12 protein-coding genes are annotated in these 14,159 nt (G+C 57.5%); 8 read left to right on the top strand and 4 right to left on the bottom strand.

The window, feature by feature from the left end:
* The first annotated feature begins 95 nt into the window (after positions 1-95).
* The 4 genes from ACWF8S_RS12220 (at position 96) to nfsA (ending at position 4,863) form a co-directional block, all read left to right on the top strand.
* Positions 96-893 (top strand): IclR family transcriptional regulator, encoded by a 798-nt coding sequence (locus tag ACWF8S_RS12220; RefSeq protein ID WP_447553593.1) that lies wholly within the window; start codon positions 96-98, stop codon positions 891-893.
* A gap of 5 nt (positions 894-898) precedes the next feature.
* Positions 899-2,188 (top strand): NAD(P)/FAD-dependent oxidoreductase, encoded by a 1,290-nt coding sequence (locus tag ACWF8S_RS12215; protein WP_447553592.1) that lies wholly within the window; start codon positions 899-901, stop codon positions 2,186-2,188.
* 36 nt (positions 2,189-2,224) lie between these two features.
* Positions 2,225-3,631 carry a Na+/H+ antiporter NhaC family protein gene (locus tag ACWF8S_RS12210; RefSeq protein ID WP_447553591.1) on the top strand — a complete coding sequence of 469 codons (1,407 nt, stop codon included), beginning with the start codon at positions 2,225-2,227 and terminating at the stop codon, positions 3,629-3,631.
* Positions 3,632-4,125: 494 nt separating this feature from the next.
* The gene (nfsA, locus tag ACWF8S_RS12205) at positions 4,126-4,863 is read left to right on the top strand and encodes an oxygen-insensitive NADPH nitroreductase (RefSeq protein ID WP_447553590.1); all 738 of its coding nucleotides are present in this window, start codon (positions 4,126-4,128) and stop codon (positions 4,861-4,863) included.
* A 23-nt stretch (positions 4,864-4,886) separates the two neighbouring features.
* Here the strand turns inward: nfsA and ACWF8S_RS12200 are convergent, their stop codons facing one another.
* From ACWF8S_RS12200 to ACWF8S_RS12185, 4 genes are read right to left on the bottom strand one after another with little or no spacing between them, the layout of a single operon-like run.
* A complete protein-coding gene (locus tag ACWF8S_RS12200) occupies positions 4,887-5,636 on the bottom strand; it encodes a PEP-CTERM/exosortase system-associated acyltransferase (RefSeq protein ID WP_447553589.1) in 750 nt (249 codons plus the stop codon).
* The gene (locus tag ACWF8S_RS12195; protein ID WP_447553588.1) at positions 5,629-8,496 is read right to left on the bottom strand and encodes an EAL domain-containing protein; all 2,868 of its coding nucleotides are present in this window, start codon (positions 8,494-8,496) and stop codon (positions 5,629-5,631) included. Before ACWF8S_RS12195 ends, ACWF8S_RS12200 begins: the two co-directional genes overlap by 8 nt.
* Before the next feature lie 23 nt (positions 8,497-8,519).
* Entirely contained in the window at positions 8,520-9,722 is a 1,203-nt protein-coding gene (locus ACWF8S_RS12190; RefSeq protein ID WP_447553587.1) for a hypothetical protein, read from the bottom strand.
* Complete coding sequence (locus ACWF8S_RS12185) at positions 9,691-10,146, bottom strand: hypothetical protein (protein ID WP_447553586.1); 456 nt, start codon at positions 10,144-10,146, stop codon at positions 9,691-9,693. The genes ACWF8S_RS12190 and ACWF8S_RS12185 overlap by 32 nt, the downstream gene beginning before the upstream one ends.
* A gap of 365 nt (positions 10,147-10,511) precedes the next feature.
* Here ACWF8S_RS12185 and ACWF8S_RS12180 point away from each other — a divergent pair, with 365 nt between their 5' ends.
* From ACWF8S_RS12180 to ACWF8S_RS12165, 4 genes are all read left to right on the top strand, one after another.
* Positions 10,512-10,778, top strand: a complete 267-nt coding sequence (locus tag ACWF8S_RS12180; protein WP_447553584.1) for a DksA/TraR family C4-type zinc finger protein — start codon at positions 10,512-10,514, stop codon at positions 10,776-10,778.
* Positions 10,779-10,860: 82 nt separating this feature from the next.
* The gene (locus ACWF8S_RS12175) at positions 10,861-12,459 is read left to right on the top strand and encodes a PQQ-dependent sugar dehydrogenase (RefSeq protein ID WP_447553583.1); all 1,599 of its coding nucleotides are present in this window, start codon (positions 10,861-10,863) and stop codon (positions 12,457-12,459) included.
* A 144-nt stretch (positions 12,460-12,603) separates the two neighbouring features.
* A complete protein-coding gene (locus tag ACWF8S_RS12170; RefSeq protein WP_447553582.1) occupies positions 12,604-13,659 on the top strand; it encodes an SDR family oxidoreductase in 1,056 nt (351 codons plus the stop codon).
* A 76-nt stretch (positions 13,660-13,735) separates the two neighbouring features.
* Complete coding sequence (locus ACWF8S_RS12165; protein ID WP_447553581.1) at positions 13,736-14,140, top strand: hypothetical protein; 405 nt, start codon at positions 13,736-13,738, stop codon at positions 14,138-14,140.
* Positions 14,141-14,159 lie beyond the last annotated feature (19 nt).

The raw sequence follows: 14,159 nt of genomic DNA, 5'->3' as shown, positions 1-14,159 counted from the left end.
ATTAGTTAAAAGAAAAGTTTGTCTCATTATGTGAGATGATTTTTTGATTTTGTCTTGATAGCGTCTAGATCAAATTCTATATAACGACAATACAAATGGCCGCTACCGACCAGCTGGGCGCCTCAGGCCCTTCAACCCTTGTTCATGCCATGCAAATCCTCAAGGTAACTGCACAGGAAGGGCACCGAGGTGCCAGTATAGAGGACTATTTAACTGCACTTGATTTCAGCCGACCTACCCTCTATCGACTGCTGAAAAGTCTCAAACAGCAGGGATTTCTGCGCCCTTCACCGGTGAGAGGGCGCTACCTTTTGGGCTATGAGCTGCTGGTGTTAGGCGCTCAGGCGGGCAACGGCGCGGGGCTGCGTGATTTGGCCCGCCCCAGGCTGCTGGCCTTGGCTCAGCGTTTGGGGGATAGCTTCTATCTGTTTGCAAAGGATGGCGTGAATGCTGTCTGTCTTGAAGTTCAAAACGGCGCTTATCCCGTTGGCAGCTTCGTGCGTGCAACGGGTGGGCGCGTGCCGCTTGGCGTAGGGCAGGCTTCCATCGCACTGCTGGCTTGCCTGCCGGATGAAGAGCAGCGGGATATCCTTAACCGCAACGCTGACAAGCTGATGTACGAATATGCTATCCCTGTTGCTGCAATCAGGGCCGAAATTGAACACCTGAAAGCGAAAGGCTTTGCGCGCGGCGCCGAAGGCTCCTTGCTGCCCGAGTATGCAGGCCTTGCCATTCCCATTCTTGATCATAGCGGCCATCCGCTTGGGGCCATGAGCTGTTCGATGCTCAAGTCGCGTATGACCGACGCGCATCGAAAGCAGGTCATCGAAAGCATGCAGGCTGAGGTCCACGAAATGGTCAGTCAGGCCCACGGGTTACTTTATCTGGAATAACCACTATGCCAACGTCTTCTTATCCTCTTCATGAGCGTCGCTGCGGCTGGAATGTCGCGCTCCCCAAGCGCCAGGAAACCCCCATCTTGAAGGGCAGTACAACGGCCGAAATGGTGATCGTTGGCGCAGGCTATACCGGGGTGTCCGCGGCGACGACTTGGCAACAGCAGCGCCCTCAAGACCGGGTGGTATTACTTGATGCGGATACGGTGGGGGAAGGCAGCCCCGGTAGAAATTCAGGTTTCATGCTTGAAGTGGCATTGGCCAACGATGCCCATCCTGATGAACTAGCGCGTATGGGAAAACTGAATGCGCTTAGCCGCCAAACCATGGCGCTTTTACGTGAACGGGTAGAGCAGAACGGTATCGATTGCCAACTCAACCACGCCGGGACGTACCGGGCGGCGCGTAGTGATGTGGGATTACGCGCGCTGAACCAGTATCGAGATTTCCTGGAAGGTGCCGGTCTGCGTTATAAGGCGCTTGGCAATGCGGAGCTCGCTGAGCATTTGGGGACTCGTTACTACCACCAGGGTCTTTACTCGCCGGACTGCTACCTTGTACAGCCTGCCGCTCTCATTACCGGGCTAGTGCAGAGCCTGGACACTGCGATCACGCTCTATGAGCGCTCTCCAGCACTAAGAGTCATCGCCGATGGGGACGGCTGGCGGGTCATTACGCCTGAGGGCGAGATAAAGACCTCCAGGGTCATTCTGGCCAACAATGCCTTTTCACGAGCCCTTGGGGCCGATGCATCAAGATTGACCGCTATCTATACCTACGCAGCAGTGACGCCCCCGCTGCCCGCCGATGATCGCCACCGCATTGCTAGCAAGGAGTGGGGGCTATTACCGGCGCACCGATTGGGCTGTACGCTGCGCACTACCAGAGATGGCCGGCTAATGATTCGATCACGCTACAGCTACGAGCGGGAAGCCGATAACGCGCGTATCGAGTCGTCCCTAAAAGCCAGTCTGGAGGCGCGCTACCCAGAGCTTGCCCCGGTGGGTTTCGACCAAGTATGGGGGGGGACAACTGGCTTCACTTATAACGGTGCTCCGCTTTGGGGGGAGATGCAGCCAGGCCTTTATGTTTCGGCCGGATGTAACGGGGGCGGTATCGTTAAAGGCACTTACCTGGGTGATGCTTTGGTCCGCCACGCGCTCGGTTTACCGGTCGAGGACATTGCAACGCTGTTTGGTCAGGCCAGTTGGATGCCACCCGACCCGGTCCGCAAGCTTGGCTTCTATTTGAAAAGTGGTATGGAGCGGCGCAAGGCGAGCCGCGAAATTTAACTCCCCCTTCCTGCTTATAACAACAGAGAGATTCGCATGGATCCCCAAACGCATATCGGACTGTTATCAATCCTGCCGGCCACCTTGGCGATTATCTTGGCGTTTATCACCCGCAATACGGTGTTTTCGCTGGCCGTTGCCTGTTTTATCGGTGTCATAACCCTGGGCCACGGGCTGATGGGGTTTCCGACACTTTTGAAGGAAACTCTTGGCACCACCAGCTTCTCCTGGATACTGCTTCTCGAACTTTTCATTGGCACCGTCATTGCGTTTTTTCAACGTACCGGGGCCATTCAAAATTTTACGACTTGGGTCGAGCGGCGTGCGTTGACACGTATCCGGGTGCAATTGATCGCCTGGTTGATGGGCATGTTCGTGTTCTTTAGCGACTATTTCAGCCCTTTATTCGTCGGTAGCACGATGCGCGGGCTGACCGACCGCTACAAGGTCTCCCGGGAAAAGCTTGCCTACATTGCTGATTCCACCTCTGCGCCGGTCAGCGTGTTGGTGCCCATTACCGGCTGGGCCGTGTTTATTTCAGGCCTGCTGATCGGCATGGGTCCTATCGAGAATGCCGGGCAGGCAATGGGCGTCTTTCTCAACGCAATTCCTTTCAATCTCTATGCCTGGCTATCGGTAGCGATGGTCGGTCTGGTCATCATCGGCGTGATCCCGCTGTTTGGGCCCATGCGCCAGGCTGAAAAGCGTGCGCAGCAGGAAGGTAAGGTGCTGCGCGACGGCGCTGAACCGTTGGTGGGCGAGGAGTTGACCGAAATACCCGCATATGAGGGTGTACACACGGGATTACTTCTCAATTTCTTTGCGCCGGTGTTGGTCGTGATTGGAATTGCCGTAGGGACGTTTATCGTGATGGGGTCGGCAAAAACCATGGAGGCGTTCCTGGCAGCCGCGGTCTTCCTTGGCGTAGTGATGCGTCTACAGGGCATCCCTTTTAACGACATAATGAAGACTGCAATTTCAGGAATGAAAGGGGTGATGCCCGCCATCGTGATACTGGCCCTGGCCTATTCGCTTAATCAGCTGTCCAAGGACATGGGAACCGCCAACTATATTGTCGAAGTGTCGTCGGGCTGGCTGACGCCATCGTTGTTACCCACCATGACCTTTCTTATTGCGGCGTTGGTGGCCTTTTCCACGGGGTCTTCGTGGGGCACCTTCGCCATCATGATGCCGCTTGCCGTGCCGCTGGCCTTCAATTTCAGTAGCGATGCGCTTACGCCTCTGGTGTATGCCACGGTAGCAGCGGTTGCCGGTGGCGGCGTGTTTGGCGATCACTGCTCGCCGTTATCGGATACGTCAGTACTCGCCTCCACCGGCGCGGCTTCTGATCATATCGATCATATAAAAACGCAAATTCCCTTTGCGGTGGCGGTCGCATTAGTTTCGCTGGCAGCCTACGGCGTCATGGGCATGGCTTTTTAAGGCCTTGTTGGTTGGCAAGAACTCTAAAAATGGTGGGATTACGCGTTCTATGGGACTTTCAGGAGCTGTTCAGTGCACCTTCTTTGATGGGCAGTATTAATCAACCAGGTGAAACCATATGGCTTATGTGCGGGCACAATTTAGTATCGAGTAGTAGCTGGTTTCAAGAACACTGGATGATGCCGTCGCTCGGATGCGAAGCGAGTTTTCGCGCGGCAAGAGTCGCTGATAATAAAAATAGGGTGAGACGTTGATAGTCATGTTTGATGGCTGGTCGTGCCTGGGGGTTGGCTATGTTTCATCTCCCGGAGCGAGCAGTACAAAAAGGTAGTCGAACGGAAGCGTTCACGATTGCTGGGGCAGTAAAAGTAGTCAGCTTCGCTAGCGGTTTTACTTGTATTTTAAAGAGCCGCCCTCATTAGGCTAGGACTCAGATAGCGCAGCAAGCTACAGCTGGCGCTGAATTCACTGCCGTTTTTTATAAGCGAGGTGTTATGAACGACGTTACCACATTATTGAAATCTCACCGTTCGATTCGCGCGTTTCGCGACCAGCCGCTCTCCCAGGAGCTCTTGAACGAGCTGATCCAGGCGGGTCAGGCCGCGGCCACTTCAAGTCACGTGCAGGCCTATAGCATTATTCAAGTCAATGCGCCGGAAAACCGCGTAAAGCTCGCCGAGCTTGCCGGTGGCCAGCCTTATATTGCCAATGCCGGCGCCTTTTTAGTGTTCTGTGCGGACATGAAGCGTCCCACCGAAGCCGCCGAGCGTACCGGGGCGAAGGTCGTTCGCGGCATGACCGAGCAGCTTTTGGTCGCTACCGTGGATTCGGCACTGGTCGCCCAGAACGTGGTCGTTGCGGCGGAATCCGAAGGGCTGGGCATTTGCTATATCGGCGGGCTGCGTAACAACCCCCAAGCGGTCAGCGAGTTATTGCGTCTGCCCGAGCATGTCTATCCGGTGTTTGGCCTGTGCCTTGGCTACCCACAGCAGGACAAAGTACCGGAAGTAAAGCCGCGCCTTCCCGTAAACGCCGTACTCAAGCAGGATTACTACAGCGAAGACGATGAACACGTCGCCGCCTTCGATGAGACCATGAAGGCGTACTATCAAGGGCGCAGCAGCGCCAACAAGGATACCGACTGGTCGCATAACCTGACGCCGCTGTTCGATTCCAAGCTTCGCGCCCACATGCGCGAATTTCTCGTAAAACGCGGCTTCGAAATGAAGTAGTGGCGCCTTGCGGCGAGGCCGTATCAGGAGGTGTGTTCGAAGCTTTTGGTCAACGTCGCCTGAATCAGCTCATACAGCGGTCGAACGCTGGCAGGCAGATGGCGTTCGGCGGTGGGCTGGTGAATGTAATAGGGCGCGCGCTTGCCGCAGTAGTCGATGGCCTCGCCGATCTGTTCAAAGCGTAACCCGGCCGCGCCCAGCATGCGGTTGAACTTGGGCTCCAGTACCGCGAACACGTGGGGCGTTCGGGCAACGCCGACAAGGGCCGTGGCGGCAAGAAACAGGCTCAGGCTGATCATGGCCGGGTTTTCGTGCAGCCAGCCGGGTCTGGCGGTATCCGTGCTTTTACGTCTGAATTCCGGGTGTACCGCCAGGCGCGAGACTTCGCAAATATCTCCGCGTTCAAACGAGCGTGGCGTGGTTCGGGTTAAAAGCGCGGCATCGTAATAGCCTTCAAAGGGTAGCCCCTTGAGCGTATCGGGCACCAGTACCACCCGAAGACAGCCAGCGTCCAGCCCGCTTTCCCGGTGTCTGAGCAGGCACAGGATGCTGGTGACATCGTACTCATCGTGCTCGATGAATGCCTGATCGCCCCCTATCTGATATTGAAGTTCTTCACGAAACACCCGATGACGAAGGGCGAAGGCGCGCAGGCGTTCTTCATCGGTGTGGGCAATAATCAGCTCGAAACGCTGTGCAAACACCTCGGCGTCGAAGGGCGCGCTTCGTGACGACGCTAGTTTCTCGAGGGAGGCGGCGAGATTTTCACTCATGTTCATAGCCACTTAAAAGGGTGGTTAACGGCATGGGTTTACCTAGATGATACCCTTGAGCGTAGTGGACGCCGTGCTCTTGTAAAAGCGGCAGCAACGCCTCCTGGTCGACAAACTCGGCAATGGTCTGCTTGCCAAAGCCTTTGGCGATGTCGGAAATAGCCTTCACGATGGTATGACTGTCGGGGTTGGTCAATAGATTGCGAATAAAGGAGCCGTCGATCTTGATGTAGTCGACCGGCAGTTGGCCCAGGTAGTGGAAACTGCTGAAACCGACACCGAAATCGTCCAGTGCCGTCTTGCAGCCGAGCTGGCGAAACTTCTGCAACACATTATGGGCCACTGAAAAATCCGTGATGGCGGCGGTTTCGGTCACTTCCAGAATCAGGTGATGAGGGTCTGCCTGTTGATCGCGCAGCTCATCCATCAGGTACTGACGCAGGCCGTGGTCGTGAAGCGACTGGCCCGACAGGTTGACCGCCAGGGAAATGCCCCGGTGCTGAAGCGTGCTGAGTGCCTTGAGACTATGGCGTATGACCCAGCGGTCCACCTGGGTGATCAGCCCGCTTTGCTCGGCAACGGGAATGAAGTGTGCCGGCATCACCAGGCTCGTATCGGCGTTACGCATACGCAGCAGCACTTCGAAATGCTTAACGGTGCGGTCGTTTAGCTGCATGATCGGCTGCACCCATATTTCGAACTCATCGTGCTCCAGCGCATGGCGAATGCGCTCGATCCAATACACGCGCTCTTGAAGCTCGTCCTTGGCGTTCTCCACCATCGAAAGCAGATGCCAATGCGGGCTGCCGCACTCCTTGGCCTTGTACATGGCGATATCCGCACTTGCCAGAAGATCCGCCGGGGTCTGGCCGTGCACCGGGAACATGGCAATGCCCACGCTTGCGCCGATATGATGCTTGCGACCCGCGGCGCTGAAATCGATCGCATTGATCAGCTGAATGACGTACTCCGCCACGTTCACCGCCTGTTCGCTGTCGATATCGGCCATCAGCAGCGCGAACTCGTCGCCGCCCAGGCGAGCAATGGTGCTGCGCTGGCCGAGGTTGGAGCTTAGCGTAAAGGCGACGTCCTTGAGCAGGCGGTCACCGACATGATGGCCGCTCAGCTCGTTGACTTCCTTGAACTCGTTGAGATCCAGAAGCAGTACGGCGACTTCGGCGTGTTCATTGAGTGCATGTAAAAGGGCGTCCTGGAAATAGCGCCGGTTATAAAGCTCGGTGGTGGTGTCGCGCTCGGCAAGCCAGGTCAGGCGGGCCTCGGCGGCCTTGCGCTCGGTAATATCCAGCCCCACGGAGATACGCGCGAGCGTGCCGGCATGGGTATTACTCAACGGCGCGTGATACCAGGCCACGGTTGCTCGTTGCTTTTCATACGCTTCAAAGGTGCTTTCTTCCGGTGCAGGACGACCGATGACACCGGACCGGGCCGGGGGAGAGCGCTCGAGAAGCGGTATGGCCGGCGAGTGGGTATGGTTGAACACATCGCTGAAATGGCAACCGACCAGCTCGCTTTCCTCACGTCCCAGCGCCTGATAGGTGTAGTTGTTGACCAGACGAATATAGCCTTTTCGGTCCTGGGCGACGATGAATACCTGGGCGGTGTTCAAGAGGCTGCTGACAAAGTCACGCTCGCTTGCCAGTTCATCAATACGCGCAGAAAGCTCGACGTTGCGTTCCTTGACATCGCCTTCCAGCGTCTGGAGCTGGCAGGAGAGCGCTCGGGTGGCCTCCTCCAGCACGTCGATTTCGTTTTTCCAGCGCGATTTCGAAGATAAAAGCCTGCCACGCACATTCTCGAATTCGCCCCGTGCCAGGGTAGGCAGCAAATCCGCCACGTGCCGCAGCCTGGCCATCGGCTTCAGCAAGATGATCAACAGTAAAAGCTCGGCGAGCAGCCAGCCGATGACCCCGACCAGTAGAAGCGCCTGGGTGGCCGCCTGGATGCCAATCATGTGAAGCGACGTATCGGCCACCAATAGAAAGTAACCGGTGCTGCGCCAGTCGCCGTCATCCTGCATGTATACTGCGCTGACCTCCAGGTAACGGTTATCGCTTTGAACGCTGTAGGGGGTGTTGACCAGTTGATAGATCGGCACGTTGCTGGCGACGGTCTGAATGATCGGCAGACTCTGCTCCAGTCGCGTCAGGGCGATGACGTGGCCGTCCCATTCGGGAATGCGCCGGGTCTGTTCCTGGAATTCGGCCTCCAGGCCGCCTGTCACCATCAAGGCTATCTCGCTGCCCGATACGGCTTTGACCTCGCGCATCACATCCGCCAGGTCGCGGGAGAAGATCACCACGCCGCTGCTTTGTCCTTCCAGCAATACCGGCACCGCGGCGAACTGCTGACAGGTCAGCGCGCAGCGAAGCGTCGTGATGGGCGCTTCCATGCTCAATACGTCTTCTATCCAGCGTCTGGCAGGAAAGATAGGGCGCTCCGCGGTCACCCCGAAATGAACGACCTGCTCCTGCTGACGATTGAACACGTAAATGTTATCCACACCGCCTTCGAGTTGCAGCGCAGGCCACTGGGCTCTTAAAAGCTCGGTCAGCTCCTCGTCGTTGTCGTCGCGCAAGGCGCTGCCAAGCTCCGGGGCGGCGGCGGTCAATCCCGCCAACTGACGCAGGCTGTCGCTTGAACGCTGCATTGCCAGGCGTATTTCGCGTTGCTGTCGCTCGTGCTGCTGCAAGCGGGTCGATTCCAGCTGCTGGGTCAGATAGTACTGTCCCAGCCATACAAAAAGCGCCACCAGTGCCAGTAACAAAAGACTGCTCAGAGCAACCACGCGCCACGTCAGGCTTAACCAGCGAGGCGCTTGCCGAGATGCCGTAGGTTGCATAGATATTCCCCGATGACAAACGCTTAAAAACGAAGTGAGAGCTGAAAGAGCAGCATGTTCCAATGCTTGCTCGACTCCCAAGGGTTGGCATTATCACGCTTGGGCAGCCAGCCGGTGCCGTCGATATAATGATATTCTGCCGCCAGCATGAGGTTGGAGGTGGGCATCCACTGCACGCCGGTGGTGATATCATCGGCATATTGCGAGTAGGCGGGGCCTGACCCGCGGCGCTCAAACTGATTTCCTGACCGGTCCTGCCGGTTATTGACGAGACTATCGTAGCGCAGCAGCCAACTCCATTCGGGGGTGAGCCGCCTTTCGTATTGCAGATACCAGCTTTCGCCGGTGATATCAAAGGTTTGAGGGGCGGCCCCTTGCATGCGCTGTTTTCTCAGGGCGTACTCGCCGGTCAGGCTCCAGAGGTCTTCGTTATATTGCAGCGAGAGTATCCAGGGCTGAAAGTTGAAATCCGCCGGTTCGCCGGTAAAGTTGACGTCCAGCGCCACATCGGCGGCGCTCAGGGCCGCTACCAGTTTGCCGCTATTATCTTCAAACAGCAGTTGGGCAATGGTCGAGGAGCTTGACGACGAGATATCTGCATGGGTGCCCCAGTAAAGCTGATAAGGCAGATCCGCGCCGGTCTGGGGGCGCCCGATTCCGCCTCTGAAACGCAGCGTGCCGGCGGGAATGTGCTCTTCGGCATAGACGCTGACTCCGTCGGCGGCAAGGCCCAGCGATCGGCTGCGATCGAAGTAGATCGACTGGGGCAGTAAAATGCTTGGCCGGGTAAACGCCATGTCCCGGGTGTGGTTATAAAGTCCAAAGGGGTTCTTGAACCGGCCCGCCTGAATACCCAGTGAACGCTGTTGATTGGCGGTCAGCTGATAATCCACCACGCCGTAATCCAGTGTGGGCTTGGCGTCGCTGGTTTCGCCCCCGGCGCGGCGGCTGAGCACCTGTGCGGCCAACAGTATGCTGGGGTAAGGGCGAATGGAGGCATTGAGGCCGATTTCGGTGTACTCGGGGCTACCGGCATGTTTGCTGCTGGGGCCGAAAAAGTTGTTTTCATCGGTTATTACCAGCGCCTGGCTCAAGAAGCCATGTAACTGGGCTGTCTGAAGGGGGGCGCTTGCCACGCTGGCAGGGGTGTAGAGCACCAGAGCGCCAATACACGCCAGCAGAGCAAGGAAGCCGTCATTCCACTGAAATGACTTGGATCGTGTCATCCAGGTATGTCCTCTCAAGATATCCCAGCGCGCCGGGCGTGGTGGCGATTTTTTCGAGCATTTCATCCAGATCGCGAACGCGGTTTGGCGCCTGGCCCATGCCTGAAAATACCATGCGGTCCCAAGCCAACTGAAGCTGGTGCGGGTAAACGTTAAGCTGTTCTTTGGTAAAGCGAGTGTGTATCGGGTGGCGATTGGGTAACACGAACACTTGAATGGCCTGGCCGTCGGGCCAGGTTCGTTGACGCATGGCAAAGATGGCCCGTGTGGCATCGCGGCTCAGGGCGTGCGTCGTGTTTCCTGGATGCGCGGCAACGAAAATATCGCCCAGGGCCTGTGCTTGTGCCTGGGTCAGTGTCAGCGCCCAGAGCAGGCACGTCCCCAGGGCGCTGGTGATCGAGCGTTTTAAAGCAATAGGTATCATGCCATTAATCGATAAAGAGCGCATTTTACCCGATGTCTGATAAGCGTTAAGAGCGCCCGGCGGGGCGATTCAAGTTCATTCGTTATAACGTTAATTATGACGGCTCCTAAGCGCTTTTCATTAAAATCCTCGACTAGCGAGCTTATCGGCTTTTACGCATAACGAAAACCGACAATAACGGCTAAAATATAGCCAACTCCCAGCATAGCGTCGTTTACCTGCCAAGCGTAGTCATTATTGCGCTGAATCAGTGTGATAGTCTGTCGTGAAAGCGCAATGCAGTGTCAAGCACTATGCTTAAGGGCATCAAACAAACATCACTGCTGGGTAAGCTTGAAAAGGCAGTCAGTGTAAGGAGAAAGGTCATGGCGGGAGGCTGGGCAAAGGATGGTGCCGAACTCGAACAGATCGAAAGTACGCTGGAAGATGGGGTGGAAAGGGCACGCCGCCAGCTTCCCAGCGGCGAAAGCCGGCATTTCTGTGAAGAGTGCGATGAGCCGATCCCCGAGCTTCGCCGAAAGGCGATGCCTGGCGTCAGGCTCTGTATTGCCTGTCAAACCGAGCGCGACAAGCACGCCTCGAGTACGAGTGGCTATAACCGTCGGGGCAGCAAGGACAGCCAGTTGCGTTAAAACGCCAGGGCTCGCCTAGGCTATTCTTGAAGGCTACTGCTAGCGCGGCGATGCCGCACCACGCCTTCAACGAGTAGTCATCATGCGCCGAAGACCCACCTGGTCCGTTATTCTCATTCATTTCGCCATTGCTCTGCTGGCGGGTATCCTGCTGGGGAGCATCGTCCAGACCCAGATCAATCTATCGGCACTGCAGCGCATGGGCGTCGAGATTTCCGTCTTTCGGCGGGTGATGACAACGCTCTGGGATCTCGTCACTTTTTCGCCGATCTATGCACTGCTGTTCTCGGTGGGGTTCATCGTCTCCCAAGGTGTGGCACTTCTGATTTCTCGCCTGATGCTTGCAGGACGTTACCGGGTGGCGCTGTGCCCGCTGCTGGCAGTCGCCGCGCTCTTTACCACCTTTCACCTGGTCGACCACTTCGCGCCGATGCCCACACTCGTGGCGGCCACCCGCACCACCTTCGGATTCATCGCCATGCTGGCAAGCGCAGGCTTTGCCGGGCTGATACTGGCACTGCTGAGAGGACGAGGCCATCGCCACGGCCTTGGGACTGACGCCGCCAAGACGGTGGCGGTCTTGCTTGCCACTGCATTTCTAGGGGTGGGCTCCCCGCCGCCGGCGCTGGCGCAAGCTACTCCCGGTTACCAGTTAAAAACGCTGACCGAAGGCCTGGAGCACCCCTGGTCACTGGCTTTTTTACCCGATGGACGCATGTTGGTGACCGAACGTCCCGGCCGGCTTCAGCTCTTGACGCCGCAAGGGGAGGTCATGGCTACCATCGACAAGGTGCCCGAGGTCTTCGCCTCGGGCCAGTCGGGGCTGTTCGACGTGCTGCTGTCGCCTGATTTCGAGCAGGATCGAACGCTTTTTCTGAGTTACACCTGTGGCAACCTGGCGGCCAACCACACCTGCCTTGCCAGCGCCCGCCTGGTCGGAAAGGCGCTGGAACAGGTGGAAGAGATCTTTCGCGTCAGCCCCGCCAAGCGTGGCAACGCACACTACGGCGGGCGCCTGGCGTGGCTTGCCGATGACACCCTGATCCTTACCCTGGGTGACGGCTTTGATTACCGCGAGCAGGCGCAGAATATCGACAATCATATCGGCACTATCGTGCGCCTGAATCGCGACGGCAGCGTGCCGGCCGACAACCCGTTCGTCGATGACGCAAATGCCCGTTCGGAAATCTACAGCTACGGGCATCGTAACGTGCAGGGCCTGGTGGTGGATGAGGATAACCGCATCATTACCCACGAGCATGGACCTCGTGGCGGGGACGAGATCAATATCATCACGCCCGGCACCAACTACGGCTGGCCCATGGCCACCACCGGGCTGGATTACACCGGCGCACGGGTCACGCCTTTCACCGACTACCCGGGCACCGAATCGCCGCTTTTCGAGTGGACCCCCTCGATTGCGCCCTCGGGCATGACGCGCTACAACGGCGAGCTTTTCCCCCAGTGGCAGGGGGATCTCTTCATTGGTGCGCTGGTGGATCGCGAGGTTCGCCGGGTGACACTTTCGCCGGATGCTCATGAGGCTGACGATGTGGAAGGGCTCTTTGGTGAGCTGGACGAGCGTATTCGCGATGTGCGCACCGGCCCCGAAGGCGCCCTGTACCTGCTGACCGATAACCCGAATGGGCGTTTGGTGCGCGTCACTCCTGCGCATCCATGAACATTTATTAATTAAGCGCTGGAACGCCTCCTTACAAGCGGTGTTCCCGTCCGGTGGGTTTGTCATTTATCCAATCAAGACTAAAGTCACAAGGGTGCGAATGTATTCACCAACCCAGCACTGAACGTTTACAAGGAGGTCAACATGAAACCTATCAACTCGTTCGACCCGACACGCCGCAAGGTGGTGGGCGGTTTGGCGACCGGCATGGCCGCAGCCATGGCCACACCGGCTTTTGCGCAGTCTTCATCGAATTCCTCGTCTACATCGACTCAGTCTCGCGCCGGTTCAGGCAGCAATGGCGGTGATGGCGCATCGCTTCAAAAGCAGGACCCCACCAGCCAATACCCCGCGCCGCCGTTTTCCGAGCAGCCCCAGGAGTGGCCCGGCCTGGCCGGCGACATGGACCCACGGCCCGATCACGGTGAAGAGAGCTACCGGGGGAGCGGTCGCCTGGAGGGACGCCGCGCGCTGATCACCGGCGGTGACTCGGGCATCGGCCGCGCCGCCGCCATCGCCTACGCCCGCGAGGGCGCCGATGTGGCGATCAACTACCTTGAAGCGGAAGAGTCCGATGCCCGCGAAGTCATCGAGCTGATCGAAGCCGAAGGGCGTACGGCGGTGGCGATTCCTGGGGATATCCGCAATGAGGATTTCTGCCGCGAGCTGGTGCAAACCGCCGTGGAGCGTCTGGGCGGATTGGATATCCTGGTCAACAACGCCGCGCGTCAGCAGTGGAAGCCATCGATTACGGATATCTCTCACGATGACTTCGATGCCACCATGAAGACCAATCTGTACGCCATGTACTGGATTACTCAGGCCGCCATGGAACATCTGGAAGCGGGGGCGTCGATCATCAATACATCGTCAGTAGTTGCCTATGACCCACCCAAGATTCTGCTTGATTACTCCATGACTAAGGCGGCGATCATCGCCTTTACCAAGAGCTTGGCCAAACAGGTCGCCGAGCAGGGAATCCGCGTCAACGCCGTGGCACCGGGCCCGTTCTGGACACCGCTTCAGCCCAGTGGCGGCCAGCCCCAGGAAGCCGTACAGAACTTCGGTGAAGAAACGCCGCTCGGGCGCCCCGGCCAGCCGGTAGAACTGGCGGGCGTTTATGTGCTGCTGGCTTCACAGGAATCAAGTTTTGCCACGGGCAATGTATACGGCGCGGCCGGCGGTAGCGGTCACCCCTGACGCCTTCAGCCTGCGGGGTAGATATGGTATATAATTAGCTACTTAATTATTGCCCCCCGCAGGTTGTGTCACACCCATGGTTCATATTCACTCCTCCCACCATACCGAGGATCGCGAGTTCGTCCATCACAAGGTCGAGACCGATTACGTCGATGAGGCTTTTGAGATCATCGACCGCTACCCCTGGACACAAGAGATCGCTATCTTCGAGGAGCTGGGGGAAGGCGGCGGCATCGACTTCGTGATGGGTGACGTCAAAGGTAAACATGCGTATTACCAGTTTATTCCCATCGAAGAAGACAAGGGCTTGCTCTCTCTGACTGTCGTCGTCAAAACCGGCCTCTTCAACCTGCTCGGCCGCCAGGCGCTGAGCCGCGATTTCCATCTCGTGACCATCGACACCGCCAAGACCCATATTCAGGAGCTCTTCGAGCACTCCGTCGAATTTCTGTATGAAAAGCACCGCCCCTTCAAAAACTGATCCCGGCTTTCACCTTCAA

This window comes from Vreelandella xerophytica, assembly GCF_968048975.1.
This window is presented reverse-complemented; position numbering and strand designations above follow the sequence as displayed.